The sequence below is a fragment of the Parabacteroides sp. AF19-14 genome, from assembly GCF_003635485.1.
GTDB classification, from domain to species: Bacteria; Bacteroidota; Bacteroidia; order Bacteroidales; family Tannerellaceae; genus Parabacteroides; species Parabacteroides distasonis.
The window spans coordinates 18,090-37,596 of the sequence record NZ_QTMJ01000020.1; the positions used below are offsets into that span (position 1 = coordinate 18,090).

Genomic DNA, 19,507 nt, shown 5'->3' on the forward strand with positions numbered 1-19,507 from the left:
TCTTAACAGTTGTTTTTTAAATTAGTGATACATCGTTTTAAGGATTCCGTCCAATAAGGAACTCGAACGCCGAATGTTTCTTTGATTTTTGTTTTGTCCAATACCAAATAGGACGGACGTTTTACGGGGCTGGGGAACTCGTCGCTATGACAAGGCCGGATATCACAAGCGGTCGTGCCATTGTATTCGGCGATCATCTTCGTGAAGTCGAACCAAGAGCAGACCCCCTCGTTGGAGTAATGATAGATGCCGCTCTTGCCATAAATAGCGCAAGCTATGTCCGTCGCATAATCACGCAAGACTGCCGCTATGGCTTTCGCCAAATCGTAAGCGTATGTCGGTGTACCAGCCTGATCGAATACCACCTTCAGTTGGGGCCGAGTAGCCGCAAGGTGCATCATCGTTTTGCAAAAGTTTTTCCCGAACTCACTGTACAACCAAGCGGTACGAATTATCACATGCTTGCAACCTACAGTCATGATCTTCTGCTCACCCCGCAATTTTGTCATACCATACACACCGGTTGGCGTACCCTGTTGATCCTCTTGGCAGGGCACATTGTAAGGCTCTTTGCCAAACACATAATCCGTAGAGATCTGCACCAACAAACCATTGACCGCCTTCATCGCCTTGGCCAAATTTTCCGGGGCCTCGGCATTCAGCCTCTCGGCCAACGCCTCATTACTCTCCGCCGCATCTACGTTGGTATAGGCGGCGCAATTCACGATAACGTCGATGCGCCGCTCCGCAACCAGTACCCTCACCGCTTCCAAATCCGTAATATCCAAAAAGACAGTCTCTACTCCTTCCACTTGATTCACATCCGTGAATACATAGTGGTCATCACTTTCCCGGGTGATGATACGTATCTCGTTTCCCAACTGCCCGTTGGCTCCTGTCACCAATATATTCATCTTATTCAAATTCAAGGTATAAATTTACATGATAATCAAACGGTGAGTCAAAATCCTCCAAGCATGGATGCTTTATATCCTTCTCCGAGAGAAGGGCCTTATCCATTGGTATCCGCCAATCTATGCCCAGACTCTCATCCTTTATACAGATGCCCCCATCCGCTTGCGGAGCATAGAAATTATCGCATTTGTATTGGAAAACAGCTATCTCACTCAATACCGCGAATCCATGAGCGAACCCTCTGGGCACGAAAAACTGGCGATGGTTATCCTCACTCAATTCAACGGCTACATGCTTACCATAAGTTGGACTTCCTTTGCGAATATCCACGGCTACGTCAAGGACACATCCTTTCACGCAACGCACCAATTTGCTCTGCGTAAAAGGGGGCCTCTGAAAATGCAAGCCGCGCATCACTCCGTATGAGGACATACTCTCATTATCCTGTACGAAATTTATCTTACGAACCTTCTCCTCGAACTCTCGCTGCGAGAAACTCTCGAAGAAGTATCCCCGAGCGTCATCAAACACCTTCGGCTCAATGATCACCACGCCCTCTATATCTGTCTTTATTACCTCCATCTTAACCTAAATTCGGATCTCCTGTCTCCTTTAATTCCTCAATTACCTTTAGTAGATATTGCCCATATTGGTTCTTAAGCATGGGTTGCGCCAGCTCTCGCATACGCTCCTCGGTTATCCATCCCTGACGGTATGCAATACCCTCCAAGCAGGCCACTTTCACCCCCTGACGCTTCTCCAATACCTCGATATACGTAGATGCCTCGCTCAGGGAGTCGTGCGTACCGGTATCCAGCCAAGCGAAGCCTCGGCCTAAAGTCTGGACTTTCAGCGCTCCATCCTCCAAGAATCGTTGGTTGACCGTAGTGATCTCATACTCTCCACGTGCGGACGGTTGAATGCTACCCGCTACATCAACAACCTTGTTCGGGCAGAAATACAATCCGACCACGGCGTAGTTGCTCTTGGGACACTCCGGCTTCTCTTCGATACTCAGGCAACTGCCGGCCTGGTCGAACTCGGCCACGCCATAACGCTCCGGATCACTCACCCAATAGCCAAAAACAGTAGCCCTATTCTCTTCCTCCGCAGTACGAACCGCCTCCTTTAGCATCAAGGTAAATCCATTACCATGGAAGATATTATCACCTAGCACCAAGCAAATGCTGTCATCACCGATGAATTCTGCTCCAATGGTAAATGCCTGTGCCAATCCATCCGGAGAGGGCTGTTCTGCATACTCGAAACGCACCCCATAATCAGAGCCATCCCCAAGCAGACGCTTGAATCCCGGCAAATCATAGGGCGTTGATATGATCAAGATATCCCGGATGCCCGCCAGCATTAACACACTGATAGGATAATACACCATCGGCTTATCAAAAATAGGGAGCAACTGCTTGCTCACTCCCTTAGTGATTGGGTAGAATCGGGTACCCGAGCCACCGGCTAAAACAATTCCTTTCATAATTATGAATTTTCAATTATTAGTATTTAACTCAGAATACCTCACAAATAAAGATCCGGTAAAACAGGACAAATACATTTACAAAGAAAAATCATTCCAACACTTTCCCTAAAAGTCCAATTCCTTTATTTTCCATAAATCCCCCAACATCAAATCAGCTTCAATAGGGGAAATATCCTCAAATCCACTACCATTAGTAAATGTCATTTCACCAAAATAAATTTTCCCATCAACATTATATAGATCTACTCGAACATGAGAAAAGCCTCGAGATAATTTTTTTACTATTTCAATCATTATATCGAAATTTTTCGGCTTATCTACTACACCTTTAAAATTACCATATGATCGTTGATTCCAGGCTTGAATATTCCATTTCAAATCATAAACATTTCTAGTATGATTTGTAAATCTATCCATATCAACCCAACAATAGTAAGGCACTCCATCAAAACATAAAAACTTATAGTCAACCAAATCAGAGCCTCTAGAATCTATAAATTCTTCTGCGATAATTTTAGGCGAAATATCCTTATAATGCATTTCACAGTACCTACAACTATAATCCGTCTCTAAAGAGAATTTCAATTTCCTTTTCAACTCTATTTTTTTAGCAAGTGTTATCGCTTTTTTATTGCGAATAATCACCGCATCTCCAGAACCATGATTAGTTTTAAGAACAAATTGATTAGGTAATATATCGAGATTTACATCGTCATATTTATCCCATACCGCTAGTAATGGGACCAAATACTCACTTCCAACTTTATCTGCGACCCAATCTCTCACTTTATACTTATCTGAACACAATGTTTTTCGAGGATCTTTATCGAATAATTTCGCCCACTGCATTTTTTCAGTATAAGTTTTTAGGTTTTCCCAATCCAGTTCTTTACCTTGCCTATTTTTATAAAGACACGCATCATAAGCTTTAAGTTCCTCATCAGACATTCTCGAAACAGCCAAAGACATTTTTCTGTTTCTTAAAAAATCTTTATAATATTTAATATAAGCAATCGATTGGTATATCAAAGGCAATTTAGCTTGAATAAAATGTTTCATAATATATATAATAAGCGACTAATATCTTACTACAAATTTTCTCAACAAAACCATCAACCGTGTTCTACTTTTTAACATAAGTAAAAACACACCAACAGCATAAATAAACATACCTACCACAAGTTGAAGTATTAATGTAACAATATTTATATTCATTACATTTCCTATTTGAAAAACAAAAACAAACATTACTATCCCAATTAGTATAGGCGGAATCGTATTTAACAAATATTTTTTAATGAAAATTTTTTTTCTAACAAAATACGATTGATATATACAAACAATAATTTCAGCAAAAATAGTTCCTATAACAGCTCCTCTTGCAGCCATATATGGTATCAAAATTATATTCACAATCAAATTAACAGCAGCACCTAAAAACAAGGAAACAACAAATATTTTATCCTCTTTATAAGGTATTAAATATTGAGTTCTTATCACATTGGCAAAAGCCATAAACGGGACTGTCACAGCCAATCCCATTATAAGAATTCCACATTCTTCAAATTCATAACCAAAAAAGATGGGGGCTAACACAAATGAAATACCTGCCAATCCAAAAGAGATAGCTATTGCTAATAACATAACAGCTTCCATCGACATGTCAATTAACTTAAAAACCTCTCCTTTATCCTTACTCGTCACCATATTTGCAATTCGAGGCATAAGAACTACACCAAATGCCATTATCAAACTCATTGGCACATTAATTATTTTTTCAGCATTTTCATAAAATCCGACTTGAACATTCGAAGAAATGGATCCTAGCATAATTTTATCCATATACTTATAAAGACTCAATGCCAATATCGGCAAAAACAATACAAATAGGGGTCGAATATGTTGTTTCATATTAGCCCAAGAAGGCCTCCTCCATGAGACATATTGCTTTAAAGCAAACCAAACTACTGACTGCCCGACAAAAACAGAAAGGGCTAATATTAGCGCATAAATCCAAAGATCAGTTTGTGTCTTAACAAAAACTAAAACTAAAAATACAGACAAAATTTTCACAAGAGTATTTCTTCCTACTGTCAGCTTAAACTTCTCTATTCCAAAGAAAAACCAATTAATATCAAAGACTGCAGCAAAAATATAAATGCTCTGAATAAGAAATATGACCAGATTATCCTCTACAAAAAAAAACAAAAGCACTAAATAAACAAATATTACAATTATTGAAAAAATAATGTGAATTGATAGAATTTCAGAAAAGTTCCTATTCAATTCTTCTTTATTATTTCGAACCATAGCAATCGTTCGACTTCCATAATTTTTAATTCCAAGATTTGCAAACAAAACAAAATAGTTAGCAACTGCATATGTATAAGAGAAAAGTCCTATATTCTCAGCACCTAAAACTCTTGATACATAGGGGATCGTAAATAGAGGAATGAAAACTATCAACAATTCATACAAGAACTGATATACTATATTTCTCCTTAAACTTGGCAAATTTTTACAATTTATATTTTTAAACACCTCACAATCTAATTCTTTTATAAACAAAAAAAGCCATTAAAAAGCTTATGCCTTGAACGGGCTGTGTAAAATAGAATCTAACAAATGAGAAAATCAACTTTTGCAACAATAATAAATAAATTAGCGTATATTTATCATCTGTACCATTTTTCGCTTTTTTATAAAAATGCATAACAAAAAAACCAAACAATACCCCCCCAACAAAAACACCAAACATCCCACCATCTAAGTAAAATTGAAAAAAAGTAGTTACAAATGCATTCATTCTAGCACTCCCAAGTAACACCACATTTTCTAAGTTCATAAATGAAAGATCACGTATAGTAGTTAACCATATTGGATATTTCCAACCCGCAAGCGTTAAAATAAACATAAAAGGATAAAAAACACCATAAAACGAAGCCATACCATACCCATAAACATTAAAAAAAGAAGCATTCAATTCATTTATTCTATATTCTAAATGAGCAATTGGAACAACGAAATATTGATACATTTGAAAGAAAAAATCAACATTTTCACCTTTCCTTGATATCGTTGTAAAAATCAATGATATAATACAAGACAAAACAACCAGTACAATTTTTCTCCTATTTTCTTTTTTCAATTTTATCTTTACACCCTTCCACTTATATAAATATATAACATAAATAGCCATCCATAGAATAACAGATCGACCTCCAGAAGTAAGAACCCAAGCAATAATCATCAGAATAGTTGAAACAATAAAAATCTTATTTCTATTACCTTTAAACCATTCTATTGGGAGTATCGCTATAGCTAAATAGACAGTAGGTGTCGCTATAAAATTTTGTATAGCAACCATATAATTTGATTGTCTCAACAAATTTAGATCTGAAGAAGTAAACAACTCTCGAATTGCAGATAGGGTTAGGCCTGATTGCAATAATCCAATAACAATAACCGCTTGATAAGCTAAATATACAAATGTTATAGAGTATAGAACAATTACAATTTTAAAATTCAATACATATGAATATTTTACATCGCTTTCAAATTTTCTAAAAAAAATATTTTTTCTCCCAAACCATTTCTTTAAATCAACAGATACAAACCCAACAAAAAAAGAGAATAATCCTATAAATAACAACAAATACGTATCACTATTTGGTACAGGAACGCCAAACAACCCTAATCTTGAAAAAGCCAGCAACAGCATCCAAATCAAAAAAAATACAGTACTAGGATTATATAATTTACCATAAACAAACTTACTAAAACAAGCAGCAAAAACACACAACAAAAACGGTGCTATCATAAAACAAATATAAATTAAATTTTATTCAAATAACGATCTAATTTATCCACAAATAACACAGGCGAATATCTCCCATCATACCCATAATCCACCTTATCTACACATTTTAAAAAATCACTTAATAAAACAGATCCACAACTTAGAAAATAAATATTTTGTTCTCTATAAAATGGAGAACAAAGTATTTTCTCATTATCTGTTACTAATTTCCTATTATAACAAATTGCCTCTAAAGTACGCAACGTAATTCCTGCATTATTTTTATCCATTATTTCCACAATAAACTCAGAACTTAAAATCTCTTTCAACACTGATTTATATGGCAGCCAAGTATTATAAACAATTCCCTTCCTTCTTTTTTGCTTTTTCCTAGGTACTCCTGATATATAAAAAATTGGATTACATCCACAAAGTTCCAATTTATCATAAATACGGATCAATTTTTCCAGCCGATCTTTTGCAACCCCCACAAAAAAACATTTACGCTTTATCATTTCAACATCACCCACATCTACCATTGAATAAACAGTAGGATAATAAGAAAATCCAAATAACTTTGCCTCCTTTTCATCATATGTGTATATCAAATCAAAATTCTTCAACATAGGCTCAATAATACGTCTCATTCTATAAAATGAATTTATTAAGACAAGAACCATAGTCACATTAGATTTCCTCTTCAACTTCTCAAGAAAATTATTTCTATAATTACACAATGAAGGATCTGTAAACAGAATCACATATTCATTCGATTGATCAAAATCATAATGATCTAAAGAATAATATTTCTCCCAAAATCGTTTTAATGGCAATTCTATTTTCATATTCAATTTAAAGCTAAAATGAATACGAAAAAGCAGATCAATCAACACATTATTAACAAACAATGGTTTATTAATAAAATCCACATTATCGAGTTTTTCTAAATCTCTCCACATCAATCTACCATAATCCCGATTTGGATATACCAACAAATATTTTCGCATTACTCTTATTTATCTAAAAAGATGATTTTTCTGATAATCCAATAACTTGCTTATAGTTGATTTCATTCTCAGTGAGCTCAAGACAAAAAACACCAAGGCTTCCTTTGATTTCTTTATATAAAAACTATTTCTATAATATTCCATAGCCACTTTTTGATTAAAAAGAACCACTTCGTTTCCTAATCTAAACAAATATTTAGCATAAGTAGTCGGATTTTTTTGTATATCCTTTTTATATTTATTATATAATGATTCCCATGCATTTTTATTGGCCAAACTACTTTTTGATATACTATCTTTTTGTACAAAAGAGTCCACTAAACTTTCCCTCAAGTAACCTATGGAATAAATTCGAGCAGCTTGTAACGCAAAATCCCAGTCTTGAAAACGCTTTAATGTAACATCAAAACGTATTTTTTCAAAACATTCTCGCTTACATATAATCGTTTGAGTACCAACTCTATTTAAATAAAGAAGTTGATCAAAATAATCTTTATTATCATCCATATCTACATTTGGATAATAATATTTCCTATTGGGATCCTCCAACATAATCCGAGTCATGCCACAAAAGGAGAAATCCAAATTTCTATCAATCATAAATTGGTATTGCTTCTCCAATTTATCAAGATGCCATTTATCATCACTATCTTGAAAGGAGATAAACTCTCCTCTTGCAGATAATGCTCCTATATTTCTCGCATTACAGGCCCCAGATCTTTGCTCTAATCGCAAATAACGAATTCTATCATCTGCGATCTGAGTAACAACATCTTGGGTTCCATCCGTAGAAGCATCATCAACAATAATCAACTCAATATCTCGATATGTCTGGTTTAATACACTATCCACTGCCATACGTATTGTCTGAGCACGATTATATGTAGGTATAACAACTGATATCATTCCACTTATGTTTAAAATATTCAATTTTTGTACACATTTTCCCTACGAAGAACAGATTTTAATGTCATAATAATAATTCTACAATCTAAAAGAAATGAAACATGTTCCGCATAGTAAACATCATTTCTATACCGTTCCTCTAGTGTAGCACTGTTCCGTTTTAAGGCTTGATTATATCCAGTAATACCCGGTCTAACACCAAATTTTTTTCTTATAAAATCCGTATAAGTATTTTCATTACCCATCGGGCTAGGTCTTGGACCAACAAAACTCATATCCCCCAAAAGTACGTTAAATATTTGAGGAAGTTCATCGATACTTGTTTTTCTCAAAAATCCACCGATCTTGGTTAATCGAACATCTTTTTCAGAATTAAAAGTAGTACCATCAGCATTCCTTACATCAGGAGCATTCATTTTCATACTCCTAAACTTAAACATTTTAAATTTTTTCATATTACATCCATAGCGTTCTGCATTATAAAAGACATCACCATGATCTTCTAATTTTATAAACAAAGCCACCGGGATTATTAATATCAAAATAAAAGGAATCAACATCAAAGATATTATAATATCTATAAGACGCTTAATTACATTTTTATACATCTAATCTATTCGATTTTTCAATTCATACAAAGCTTCTTTCATTGTTTTAGGCTTAAAGCCTAAAAAACTAACATAGCGATGAGTATCCATAAAAGAGGAGTCAATATTTTCATCTATATCCTCTTGATAATCTATTGAATTAGTATTTTCAAATACTGAATTTACCGTATTTGCAATTGACAAATTTGTATAAGCCTCTTGCATACCAACATTCAAAATGATTGATTCCTCTTTCTGCTTGATTGCACACAAAACAAAAGTCTCAGCCAAATCATCAACATAAATAAATTGACGTTTAGCTACACTCTTACCTTTCACTATCAATTGTTTTCCTTGATATGCAAATTCGATGAAATTATTCATCATGCCTTTACGCTTTTCCTCTAATCCCAAAACTTGAGCAATTCTCAAAATAGTATATCGGAATTTAAACTTACGGGTATAAAAAGCACAGAGATATTCACAAGATGCCTTTGATATCCCATAAAGAGTTTTAGGAGAAAGACTGATATCCTCTTGCCACGGTATTTTTGTTGTATCTGAATAAACTGCAATAGAAGAAGCAAAAACCAGATGCTTAATATTCAATTCATTCATTGCCAATAAAATATTTTCAGTAACAATCTCATTCACATGATAATCGGAAATCAAGCCTTGTGTACCTCTTGTAGCCGCTAAATGAATAATCACATCTACATTCTTCAATACTTTATTTAATGAATCTACTGAATAATCGGTCTTTACCCATCTTACTTTATTATAGAGTGTTCTATCATTTTGAACTCTTGACAACGCAAGAATATCTATCTCATCATAATCAGCAAGTTTTTCCAATACTTTTGAGCCTATAAATCCACCTGCTCCCGTAATAGCAATTCTCATTACCAAAAACTCCTTTATAGACTATGGATAAAATACCCCACCTTGTCAAAACGTCCATTTACCGGACGTATATTATCACCTGTCGCATAATAGAAAAAACTGTCCTCCGCATCTTTGGGTATCAAGAAAGCAGATTGATCCATTATTGTTTTTGGCTTTTGGCAAAAGAAAACCAACTCCATCGGTTTAATATCCGAATTCAAACATTTTAGTTCTGAAATATCATCATATAGCAGATGCTCAAATACTAACTTCATCAAATTAACCCCTGTAGATCTAGCCAATAAATTCCACATATGACATCCATCCAAACGTGGTGTCATTTCTATGATGTACGGATGACCGTTCATTACTTTCATCTGGAAATAAACCGGACCATTCAATATTCCAATCCGATTACAAGCATCTTCTACGATTCTTTTTATTTTAGAATTAGCTGTATTACAAACGGCTTTACTTGGAACAATATGTTTATGTATCAACCCGGTATATTCCGGCCAAGTATCCCGATCCGAAACAATTAAGAATCGCATTACTCCGTTGACCATATAACCGTTAACTGAAACCTCTGGCCCTTCGATGTACTTTTCAACAATAACTTTTCCCTCTCTAGAATATTTAACCACATCTTGAAAATGAGACTCAAATTCAGATTGTGAACGAATTAAAAAAATACCTCTTTGCCCTTGCGCATCTGATGGTTTTAAAATAGCAGGATATTGAATTGCTATTTTATCTATAGAATCTAACACTTGAAAAGGTATATTTCCTTCACATTCCAATGTTAGTCTCTCACGCATCAAGTTCTTATGATTACAAACATTCGCTGCATAAGAAGAAACAAAATGAGGTAATCCAAGTCTCTCACTCAATCGACATGCTACAGGCATCGCTAAGTCTGATCCTGTTGAATAGACCACATCAATTTTATTATCAACTATAAAAGTTGCTAATTTCTCCTCATCTAATATATTAATCAAATTAAAATGATCTGATAAATCCGCAGCAGGTCCATCTTTAGCCATTGCACATGTGAATGTCTCACATCCCATTTTTTTTAATTGGCTAACTGCATCCATTTGTACTGCCGCAACTCCCAATATTAGAACTTTCTTTCCCATCATTTTTATTAGTAGATCTCATTTTAAACATTCCTTCACACACTCAATCACATAATCCACATCTTCATCAGACAAGCAGGTATGAAGCGGCAATGTCACAACATTTTTAAATTGCTTATAAGCATTTGGATAGTCCTCTATCTTGAACCCCAATTTCTTATAGCCTGTGTGCATAGGAAGCGGTTTATAATGTACATTGGTCGCAACTCCTAATCCGGCCATTTTCTCTATAAATTTGTTCCGTTGTTCGGCATCTTTGTCATTCAGATTTATAATATATAAATGTCCAGAAGAGACAATATCTGAAGTATAATGCGTTACCACCGTAATAGGTAGCCCCTTCAATCCTTTATTATAACGGTCTATAATTTCTTTTCGACGGGACAAAATCTCATCATACCTTTTTATTTGTCCTAGACCTATGCCCGCACAGACATCTGTCATATTACATTTATACCATGGCCCAATAATATCATACTCCCACGCTCCCAACTTCGTTTTTGCCAAAGCGTCTTTACTCTGACCATGAAGACTCAATAACATATATTGGTGATATAACTCATCATTATCTATCCCTTCAATATCTCTCCAAACAACCGCACCGCCTTCCGCTGTTGTTAGGTTTTTCACCGCATGAAATGAGAAATTCGTAAAATCGGCGACAGAACCTATTGGGAATTTTTTATATGAGGCTCCAAAAGAATGAGCACCATCAGCCATAACAATCACTCGATTCAAGGCTTTTTGAATCGGGTTATCATTTGGATGGAATAAATTCTTTTTCCGTTCTACTATATCGAAAATCGTATCATAGCCACAAGGAATACCAAACAAATCCACCGGGATTATAGCTTTTGTTCTCTCGGTTATCGCCGCTTCTAATTTCTCATAATCCATCGTGAACTTTCCATGCTCACAATCTATCATGACCAATCTTGCCCCCACATGCTCTACCACACTTGCGGTAGCTGTATAAGTATAGGCTGGAACAATAACCTCATCACCGATTCCTATACCTAATATACGCAAAGTTATCTCAGCACATGCCGTATTTGAATTCAAACAAACAGCTTTTGAGGTATGACAACGTTCTGCTACCAGCTGTTCTAATTTTTTAGTTTTAGGTCCGGTAGTTATCCAACCGGACTTCAAAGCATCAACAACTTCACTGATCTCTGCCTCTGTTATATCAGGGGGACTAAATAATACGTGTCTCATGACTCTTTATAAATTTCCTTATTATTTCTTTTTCTTATTCTCCGCCTCAAAACCATACCCATAGCCGTATCCATAACCATAATGTTTACCATAGCCATAACCGTATTTCTTACCATAACCGTAACCATAGGTGTTCTTACGTTTGCTCAGGTCGATTCCATTGATCACTACCGCCAACTTGTCAAATTTATGCTCGTCCCTAAGAACATTAATGTAGCAGAAAGCGGCTTTCGGGGTCACGTCCGCACGGCAGACATAAACACACATGTCGGCCACACGGCTTATTATGGCCGTATCAGTTACCATACCGATCGGGGCTGTATCCAGCAACACGTAGTCATAACGGGATTTCAATTGCTCTATCGCCTTCTCCAAGGTATCACGGGCTACCAGTTCCGTCGGGTTCGGGGGAATCGTTCCTCCTAAAAGGATATCCAGGTTCGGACTGATGCCGGAAGGCTGCACAAGATCAAAAAGATCCTTATCCTCCGGATCCATCAGATAATTAGATATTCCTTCCTGCCTTTTCGATAAATCGAAGACCTTATTCAAGCCCGGCTTACGGATGTCCATACCAACCACTACCACCTTCTTTCCCAAATAAGCCAAGCTGACAGCGAGATTTCCGGTCACGAAAGACTTACCTTCTCCGGGCTGCGTAGAAGAAAAAAGTATGACCTTTTGATCTTTCCGGAGCATAAAGAGCAGATTGGTCCGCAAACCTCGGAAGGTCTCCTCCATCATGTCGTTCTTATTCTCGCGCACCACGATCGCTCCCTTATCGGAGGATTTATGACCACACAAGGGCAATTCGCCCAAAATCGGAACATTCGTCAATTGCTCCACATCGCCACGATTCTCGATCTTATATTTCAATAATTCCACGACAAAGATGATTCCCACCGGAATAAACAGGCCCACCACAAACGCAGCCAATAAAAACACGAGCTTCTTGGGAGCCACAGGATCCTTCCCGGGTAATGGTTCCTCTACAATACGACCATTATTAGCCGTGGCTGCCAATGTGATCGCATTTTCCTCCCGCTTCTGCAACAGCATGATATATAAAGTCGCCTTGATTTCTTGCTGGCGAGAAATAGTCATGAACTCTTTCTCTTGCTTTGGAGCATCACTAATCCGGCTCTCAAATTTACTAGCCTGACGCTCAATATCTTTCTGGGCGATTTGTAGTCCTCGCAAGACACTATTCACGGTTGTCTCGACATTGCGTCTCATCGCCTCAACGCCGGTGTTCATGTTTATCACCGCCGGGTTATTTTCCGAAGAGGTACGTAATAAACGTTTACGCTCGATGATCATCGTGTTATATTGTTCAATCACCCTAGTGAGGTTTTGATCCTGTAACCCTACGTTTGCAGGAATTACCTCTTCCTTGTTGACCGGATCGTTGATATAGGTACGCAGAAATTGAACCAAGCTGATCTGTGTAGCGTTCTCCGTACGTTGCTGCTCATACTTGGAACTCTCTTGTAAGGCTAGACGGGCATCACTTGTCAAATCCGTCAGACCGGATCGTTGCTTGAAATCCGCCAACTCGCTCTCCGCCGTACCCAACTCATGGTTAATTATACCGATACGCTCCTCTATGAACTCAGCGGTTTTCTGAGCTACCTCATTCTTCTCATCGTTCGCATCTTGATTATAGAACGCAACCAAACGATTCACGAAATCCACGCCTCGCTCCTTTACTGTATTGTTCACGCTGATCTTCGCTATCGTCGTGGTCTGGGAAGAGGCGGTCACGCTCAAGTCTTTCATATAATCCTCGGCGGTCTCCGTCGGCGTATTTATGGTAACACGTAAAGCGATTTCCTCTTCTTCCATATACAAGGTATCGCCTTGCGTAAAGCTTAAAACACCCACAGGTGTTGGTAACACCGCCGGCAATTGATCAAATGCCTGTTCTATCTCTTGCTCTTCCTTATCTTGCACATATTCAGCCTTAACAGACAATTTTCCTGTTTTTGTAAATGTAAGATCCAGCTTAATCGGCTCCTCCAATTTATCGGCCTCTTCCGGTGTCATATAAATCCGCACCGGACTATTCTTATAAAGAGGTATCGCATAACCGAACGCTCGCTTTTCCGCTACACGAACATATAAATTCAGGTCGTTCACGACTTTTTTTATCAATGTACGGGATTTCAATATCTCCACCTCGTTATCAAAATTATTTGTCATGGAAAACATTCCCAAGTCTTGAATGGCCGCCAACGGATTGTTGCCCGAACCGCTTCGCTTATCCTCCTCCTTTATCAACACGGAACTGGAAATGTTATATACAGGCGTTTGATAACGAAGAAACAGGTAAGTGGCGATGCAACATATCAATATACTAGCCACAAACCAACGCCAATAAAAAAGGTATTTAAATAAAAGAGCGACCAAATCAATCTCTTGTTCCTCGTTCTCTATCCCAGTGTTATTATTTATCCGTTCGTCTATCATCTCTCTTAATTTTCAATTCTCAATTTTCAATTACTTAAGTATGTTTACCAACAGGCCGGCAATAGATACCAGAATCGAGAGTGAGCTTACCCAAAGGGTCGTGCTGTTACCGATATCGGAGTTCTTAGCCTTCGTCTTGTTCGGGGTCACGTAAATAATATCGTTTTGCTTCAGGTAATAATACGGGGAAGTCACGACTTCGGCATTATTCAAATTCAAGTTAATGATCTCACGCTTACCGTTCACGTCCTCACGGATCAGCTTGACGTTATCACGGACACCGTAAATCGTCATATCACCTGCCATCGCCAAAGCCTCCAGAACGTTCACCTTCTCGTTGCCGATCGTGAAGCTACCCGGACGGGCCACCTCACCCAACACGGAGATCTTGTAATTAGACATACGGACCGTAACGATCGGGGATTCCTTCAAATAAGGTTTCAAACGCTCACGAATCAAGTCCTCCGCCTCGTTCTTGGTGAGACCACCCACTTCCAAGCGACCGATAACAGGGAAATCGATCTCTCCTTTATTATTCACCAAGTATTGCTGCATGGTCGGTTGCGTGGTCGTACTGATATTTGTCAAAGCCGCATTGATTGGAGTCTGTACCGTCAAGTTGAATGGGGTCGCAGCCTTCGGGTCTGTCGTATTGACCGTGATGCTCAACAAGTCTTTTGGCATGATCTTGGCGTCATACAACGGAAGGGTCTCCTCAAAATCGTTCACTGCCTCTGGGTTTTGGAGATATGGTACGTTCTTGTAAGAAGTACAACTCGCTACCAATAGAGGTAGAGCTAATAAAAGTAGTAATCTTTTGATTTTCATATTATTTTGTTTTCTTTTTTTATTTCATTGAACACAGAATGATATGGATTTAGCGAAACAAACGAGAGAAAAGGCCTTTCGGTTTCTCCGGTTCGTATTCCGACTCGTATTTCCGCATTAAATCCTCATAGGAAAGTCTTTTACTCACCATCTCGTAAATCATACCCCAGTCCGGGAGACCACCAAGATTACGGTCATCAATAAAAATATCGGCCTTCAGCTTACGGGAGAAATGGTTGTTCAGGTTTTTCTCTTCTTCCGGATAATCTCGGTTCACGGCGTAAAACTCCAAGCCCCGCTCTCGGCAAAAGGTGACAGCCTCATCCAAAAGCTTGCCCTCTCGCACACTCCATAAGATCAGCTTGTGGTGTTCTGTTTGTAACTTTCTCAATGTCTCGAAAGCGAAAGGGATCTCCTTCCCTATCGCCGGATATTTATGCTCAACGATTGTTCCGTCAAAATCTACTGCGATAATCATTTATAATTCAGATTTATAACTACCGACTAAATTACTAATTCACTCCGTCCAATCTCGTGAATTGAGAGTTTTGGCTCTTGAACTCGGGGACGAAGGATTTCATCTCTTTCACCATAGGAAGAATATGTACATGAAGGGATAATTCAGCTAATAGATCAATGTGCTCTACCACATCCTTGTAGGCGTACTCCCGGACTGCTGCCACACGAATCTTCTCATGAGGGGTTTCCTTCGTATTCTCCTTGTTGCTCAATAGTTCCTCATATAATTTCTCACCGGGACGAAGACCTGTGTATTTAATCTCTATGTCTTTATCCACCTGCAAACCAGAAAGCTCGATCATACGCTTCGCTAAGTCAGCGATCTTGACCGGCTCACCCATATCAAAGATGAATATCTCGCCGCCCTTGCCCATCGTACCGGCTTCCAACACCAAACGGCAGGCTTCGGGGATTGTCATGAAGTAGCGGATGATATCGGGATGGGTTACCGTAACTGGGCCTCCTTTGGCGATCTGATCGCGAAAACGAGGTATCACGGAGCCATTACTTCCTAATACATTACCGAAACGGGTCGTGATAAACTTAGTGTTTCCCGCTAGAGCCCCCTTACTGATCGCCACACTCAAGCTCTGCACATATATCTCAGCGAGGCGCTTGCTACATCCCATGATATTCGTTGGATTAACGGCTTTATCCGTACTGATCATCACGAATTTCTCTACACCATAGCTTACGGCGGCATCCGCTATCACTCGGGTACCAAACACGTTGGTACGAACAGCCTCGCAAGGGTTCTCTTCCATCAAGGGGACGTGCTTATAAGCTGCCGCATGGAATACTACCTGGGGATGCCAATTGCGGAATACGTAATCTACACGGTCCGGATTCCGGACATCGCCTATGATAGGTACAAAATCCAGTTCCTTATACTTCTCCTCCAATTCCAGGCGTAAGTCATGCATCGGAGTCTCGGCGGCATCAAGGCAGATCAATTTCTTGATCGGGAAATGCGCCAGCTGGCGGCAGATCTCGCTACCAATGCTACCGGCCGCTCCCGTAACAAGGATCGTCTTATCTTTCAATAAGAGACCGATCTCGCCCAGATTTATACTGATCTCCTCACGACCCAGCAAGTCCTCAATACGGATATCACGGACTGAACGCTTCATTCCGCCCTCATGGACCTCCTCCATATCAGGAACCACGAGAGGCTTCAAGGAGGCCTGCTCGCAATAATGAATCAAACGATCACGTTCTCGTCGGACGGTCTTTATATTCGGGAAAAGGATACCATCCAAGTTATTTCTGGGGATCAGACGCAACAAGTCATCAATGTCCTCGATCTGGTAAACGGGAAGTTCCGCTATGCGAAGGTTCTTTTTAGCGCTACCAAACGTCAAGAAGCCGATGATGCTATAATTTTGCATGAATACTTGCCGGTTGGGTGATGTGGCTATCATCACGCTATCCTCATCCATACCGAACACCAGTACACGCTTGCGCTTTTTTCCAAGTTGGGACAACACGCTATTATATACATTAATCACGAATACACGTAAGGTGATCAGCAGAACAATCGTCAACATACAATCGGTTATCCCTCCCACCCAATATATAGAGGAATTGAAATTCGCCCTCAAAAGATGAAGCAGTATGAACATGAGGATGGATTTTGTGATGGCGACACCACCAATCCTCCATAGTCCACGTAGCGTGGAATGACGGATCACCCCGTGATAAACCTTGAACGTAAGAAAAGAAAGGATACTGGCCACAAAGGAAGCTATTCCTACCTTTAATACACTAATCCCGTTTATGTATACATGCATGATGGACAATAATCCCAGCACTCCTATCAAAGATACACATAGGGAAATGAAAAGATCCGCACAAAAAATGATCCAGCGGTTGATATACCGCAAATTTACCAGACGCCCCAGCGCTAAACGCCAGCGATTATAACGATATTTCACCTTTTCCATATTTGTTTTATTCATATCTATCTAACTATAATAATAAGCGACCGAACCTCTCAAGTGGTTGGAGTGGTATAAGCTAAAGCAAGAGTCTAGTCTATCGGTTAAAGAAAAAGGGACTCTCCTCGCTACTAGAGATAGCTGACCTCTTGATCGATATCGGCCGCCTAATTCTCATTTTCTAATTGCGACCTAGCGATAATATATTCTTGATTGGAGGCTCTCTTGAACCTCAGAAGTATCTTTAATCAATCTCCATGTCACGATCCATGGACGTGTTTTTTACTTCCTGCATCGGAAAATACCTCACCTCTTCCTTATGCCACTCCTTGTAACCGTCAAGCGTACGAGTAGGGACGGATAACCTACCGTAGTCATTGCCTTCGCGATGGAAAAGATGGTTACGTGTATAGGAACGTAACTCGCCATCTGTCCAAGAGACCATCACGATTGGAAACGGGTACGTGGTGAGGCTTAACGGGGTCACTAAGGTACGGGAAGATATTTGGCGTAACAGGTAAGCTGATTTCTCGAACGCCACCCAATACGGACCCGTACAGTAAAGATGGATGAAGGCACGATTATCCGACTCTCGCTTAAGAATCTCTTTCAAATGGTTTCCTAACAACGAGATAAGGCGTACTCCGGATCTATCCTCTTTTTTACCATAGTGCGTATCCATCTATGTGTATCATAATAGCTCTAGCAGGTCACGGGTGATATTTACTTTGGCACATCCCAGTAGATCTACACGGATCACAAAGTTAAGATTGCCATCCTCCACTTCCAGCACGTTACCTTCTAGACCATGCAACTTACCGCCGTTAATACGTACCCTCGCTCCAAGAGGCAGCGGACGGGGATCGATAATGACAGGCTCTTCGGAATCGTCCAGCATTCTACGGAGTTTCACCATCTGCTCATCCGGAATGAAGGCTACGGGGCGTATGCCTCCAGACCGTTCGCCAGCTATGTTTACCATGAAACGTTTGATATAAGGAAGATGCACGATCTCCTTCCTACGCAAGACATCGGTGCAACGGATGAATACAATGGAACGGAAGACGATCCGGTCTACTTGCTTACGCTTGCCGCTTGGCAGAAGACACATCTCTTTTTGGGAGGCTATATAAACCTCATAGTCCTTCTCGCCTTCCGGCTGACTGGCTATGCGCTTTTCCAGCTTGTCACGGCATAGTTTCTCGGACTTGTTGTTGACGATAGCGATGTACCAATGTTTCTGATCAGATTTTCGCCGTAACGGGTTTTCAGGAATGGTTCTTTCAACGCCTACGGCGTCGATACCCTCATGAGGTACCGAATTTACAACCGTTTTTACAACATTCGCTCGCATCTCGTTGATTGCTTAAAAGAGATAGTTTGATATATGCACCATAACCCTTTTTCGCCATGTGAGAAATTAGGCTACTTAGTGAGTAGCGCAAAAGGTGGGAGAATGGTTATTACTCAGTTATAGAGACGGAGCATGCTCCGTCTCCCACCGTCTGACAGTAATTTAAAACATCTTTTAGAGGGGATGAGACGGGGTATACCCATCTCTACAAGAATGTATGTTCGATTTTAGGGGGGGGACGTGATGATTTCGGAAATACGAGGCCATTTCGTCTCTATTGCCATGTCTATACATCAGAAATAAGAACGAAGATTTAACGAGAATCCAACTGGAAACACAAACAAACCCTAATGATTGCTTGTGTTTTGTTATTTTTTACTACATTTGCGGCGTGAAACAAACGCTACTCACTAAGTAGCCTCATCCCACTTTCGACACATAATTATAGACAC

18 protein-coding genes are annotated in these 19,507 nt (G+C 39.1%); all 18 read right to left on the minus strand.

Going from position 1 to position 19,507, the window contains the following annotated elements; genetic code table 11:
* Positions 1 to 2: 2 nt before the first annotated feature.
* The 18 genes from rfbD to DWX33_RS17275 all read right to left on the minus strand — a co-directional run bounded on the left by rfbD (position 3) and on the right by DWX33_RS17275 (position 19,055).
* Positions 3 to 914: a dTDP-4-dehydrorhamnose reductase gene (gene rfbD, locus DWX33_RS17190; protein WP_122380745.1), complete on the minus strand. Its 912-nt coding sequence runs from the start codon at positions 912 to 914 to the stop codon at positions 3 to 5.
* 1 nt (position 915) lies between these two features.
* Positions 916 to 1,497, minus strand: coding sequence for a dTDP-4-dehydrorhamnose 3,5-epimerase (gene rfbC / locus DWX33_RS17195; protein WP_005865240.1), 582 nt, complete (start codon positions 1,495 to 1,497; stop codon positions 916 to 918).
* Position 1,498: 1 nt separating this feature from the next.
* On the minus strand, positions 1,499 to 2,404 hold the full coding sequence (rfbA, locus tag DWX33_RS17200) for a glucose-1-phosphate thymidylyltransferase RfbA (protein ID WP_122380746.1): 906 nt from the start codon (positions 2,402 to 2,404) through the stop codon (positions 1,499 to 1,501).
* A 108-nt stretch (positions 2,405 to 2,512) separates the two neighbouring features.
* On the minus strand, positions 2,513 to 3,466 hold the full coding sequence (locus DWX33_RS17205; protein WP_122380747.1) for an ATP-grasp fold amidoligase family protein: 954 nt from the start codon (positions 3,464 to 3,466) through the stop codon (positions 2,513 to 2,515).
* Positions 3,467 to 3,484: 18 nt separating this feature from the next.
* Complete coding sequence (locus DWX33_RS17210) at positions 3,485 to 4,975, minus strand: flippase (protein WP_233570202.1); 1,491 nt, start codon at positions 4,973 to 4,975, stop codon at positions 3,485 to 3,487.
* On the minus strand, positions 4,950 to 6,227 hold the full coding sequence (locus tag DWX33_RS17215) for an O-antigen polymerase (RefSeq protein ID WP_005865232.1): 1,278 nt from the start codon (positions 6,225 to 6,227) through the stop codon (positions 4,950 to 4,952). Before DWX33_RS17215 ends, DWX33_RS17210 begins: the two co-directional genes overlap by 26 nt.
* A 14-nt stretch (positions 6,228 to 6,241) precedes the next feature.
* Positions 6,242 to 7,213, minus strand: a complete 972-nt coding sequence (locus tag DWX33_RS17220) for a hypothetical protein (RefSeq protein ID WP_122380748.1) — start codon at positions 7,211 to 7,213, stop codon at positions 6,242 to 6,244.
* Positions 7,214 to 7,222: 9 nt separating this feature from the next.
* On the minus strand, positions 7,223 to 8,119 hold the full coding sequence (locus tag DWX33_RS17225) for a glycosyltransferase family 2 protein (RefSeq protein ID WP_005865228.1): 897 nt from the start codon (positions 8,117 to 8,119) through the stop codon (positions 7,223 to 7,225).
* Positions 8,120 to 8,139: 20 nt separating this feature from the next.
* Positions 8,140 to 8,727 (minus strand): sugar transferase, encoded by a 588-nt coding sequence (locus DWX33_RS17230; protein WP_005865226.1) that lies wholly within the window; start codon positions 8,725 to 8,727, stop codon positions 8,140 to 8,142.
* Positions 8,728 to 9,609, minus strand: a complete 882-nt coding sequence (locus DWX33_RS17235) for an NAD(P)-dependent oxidoreductase (protein ID WP_005865224.1) — start codon at positions 9,607 to 9,609, stop codon at positions 8,728 to 8,730.
* A gap of 14 nt (positions 9,610 to 9,623) precedes the next feature.
* Positions 9,624 to 10,733, minus strand: coding sequence for an acetyl-CoA carboxylase biotin carboxylase subunit family protein (locus tag DWX33_RS17240; RefSeq protein WP_229047379.1), 1,110 nt, complete (start codon positions 10,731 to 10,733; stop codon positions 9,624 to 9,626).
* A 15-nt stretch (positions 10,734 to 10,748) separates the two neighbouring features.
* Positions 10,749 to 11,948, minus strand: coding sequence for a DegT/DnrJ/EryC1/StrS aminotransferase family protein (locus DWX33_RS17245; RefSeq protein ID WP_005865220.1), 1,200 nt, complete (start codon positions 11,946 to 11,948; stop codon positions 10,749 to 10,751).
* Between the two features lie 21 nt (positions 11,949 to 11,969).
* Positions 11,970 to 14,417: a polysaccharide biosynthesis tyrosine autokinase gene (locus tag DWX33_RS17250; protein ID WP_008771648.1), complete on the minus strand. Its 2,448-nt coding sequence runs from the start codon at positions 14,415 to 14,417 to the stop codon at positions 11,970 to 11,972.
* Positions 14,418 to 14,447: 30 nt separating this feature from the next.
* A complete protein-coding gene (locus DWX33_RS17255) occupies positions 14,448 to 15,245 on the minus strand; it encodes a polysaccharide biosynthesis/export family protein (protein ID WP_008780891.1) in 798 nt (265 codons plus the stop codon).
* Between the two features lie 49 nt (positions 15,246 to 15,294).
* Positions 15,295 to 15,723 carry a BT0820 family HAD-type phosphatase gene (locus DWX33_RS17260; protein WP_005855481.1) on the minus strand — a complete coding sequence of 143 codons (429 nt, stop codon included), beginning with the start codon at positions 15,721 to 15,723 and terminating at the stop codon, positions 15,295 to 15,297.
* Positions 15,724 to 15,757: 34 nt separating this feature from the next.
* Positions 15,758 to 17,707 (minus strand): nucleoside-diphosphate sugar epimerase/dehydratase, encoded by a 1,950-nt coding sequence (locus DWX33_RS17265; protein WP_122246743.1) that lies wholly within the window; start codon positions 17,705 to 17,707, stop codon positions 15,758 to 15,760.
* A 238-nt stretch (positions 17,708 to 17,945) separates the two neighbouring features.
* A complete protein-coding gene (locus DWX33_RS17270) occupies positions 17,946 to 18,383 on the minus strand; it encodes a hypothetical protein (protein ID WP_008771646.1) in 438 nt (145 codons plus the stop codon).
* Between the two features lie 9 nt (positions 18,384 to 18,392).
* Positions 18,393 to 19,055 carry a transcription termination/antitermination NusG family protein gene (locus DWX33_RS17275; RefSeq protein WP_005865210.1) on the minus strand — a complete coding sequence of 221 codons (663 nt, stop codon included), beginning with the start codon at positions 19,053 to 19,055 and terminating at the stop codon, positions 18,393 to 18,395.
* Positions 19,056 to 19,507: the final 452 nt, after the last annotated feature.

Bases quoted from the DNA above. Each gene is read 5' to 3' on its own strand.
- rfbA (WP_122380746.1), bottom strand. From the start codon at position 2,404: ATGAAAGGAATTGTTTTAGCCGGTGGCTCGGGTACCCGATTCTACCCA.
- DWX33_RS17245 (WP_005865220.1), bottom strand. From the start codon at position 11,948: ATGAGACACGTATTATTTAGTCCCCCTGATATAACAGAGGCAGAGATC.
- DWX33_RS17260 (WP_005855481.1), bottom strand. From the start codon at position 15,723: ATGATTATCGCAGTAGATTTTGACGGAACAATCGTTGAGCATAAATAT.
- DWX33_RS17265 (WP_122246743.1), bottom strand. From the start codon at position 17,707: ATGGAAAAGGTGAAATATCGTTATAATCGCTGGCGTTTAGCGCTGGGG.
- DWX33_RS17270 (WP_008771646.1), bottom strand. From the start codon at position 18,383: ATGGATACGCACTATGGTAAAAAAGAGGATAGATCCGGAGTACGCCTT.
- DWX33_RS17250 (WP_008771648.1), bottom strand. From the start codon at position 14,417: ATGATAGACGAACGGATAAATAATAACACTGGGATAGAGAACGAGGAA.
- DWX33_RS17230 (WP_005865226.1), bottom strand. From the start codon at position 8,727: ATGTATAAAAATGTAATTAAGCGTCTTATAGATATTATAATATCTTTG.
- rfbC (WP_005865240.1), bottom strand. From the start codon at position 1,497: ATGGAGGTAATAAAGACAGATATAGAGGGCGTGGTGATCATTGAGCCG.
- DWX33_RS17205 (WP_122380747.1), bottom strand. From the start codon at position 3,466: ATGAAACATTTTATTCAAGCTAAATTGCCTTTGATATACCAATCGATT.
- DWX33_RS17225 (WP_005865228.1), bottom strand. From the start codon at position 8,119: ATGATATCAGTTGTTATACCTACATATAATCGTGCTCAGACAATACGT.
- DWX33_RS17255 (WP_008780891.1), bottom strand. From the start codon at position 15,245: ATGAAAATCAAAAGATTACTACTTTTATTAGCTCTACCTCTATTGGTA.
- DWX33_RS17240 (WP_229047379.1), bottom strand. From the start codon at position 10,733: ATGATGGGAAAGAAAGTTCTAATATTGGGAGTTGCGGCAGTACAAATG.
- DWX33_RS17220 (WP_122380748.1), bottom strand. From the start codon at position 7,213: ATGCGAAAATATTTGTTGGTATATCCAAATCGGGATTATGGTAGATTG.
- rfbD (WP_122380745.1), bottom strand. From the start codon at position 914: ATGAATATATTGGTGACAGGAGCCAACGGGCAGTTGGGAAACGAGATA.
- DWX33_RS17275 (WP_005865210.1), bottom strand. From the start codon at position 19,055: ATGCGAGCGAATGTTGTAAAAACGGTTGTAAATTCGGTACCTCATGAG.
- DWX33_RS17215 (WP_005865232.1), bottom strand. From the start codon at position 6,227: ATGATAGCACCGTTTTTGTTGTGTGTTTTTGCTGCTTGTTTTAGTAAG.
- DWX33_RS17235 (WP_005865224.1), bottom strand. From the start codon at position 9,609: ATGAGAATTGCTATTACGGGAGCAGGTGGATTTATAGGCTCAAAAGTA.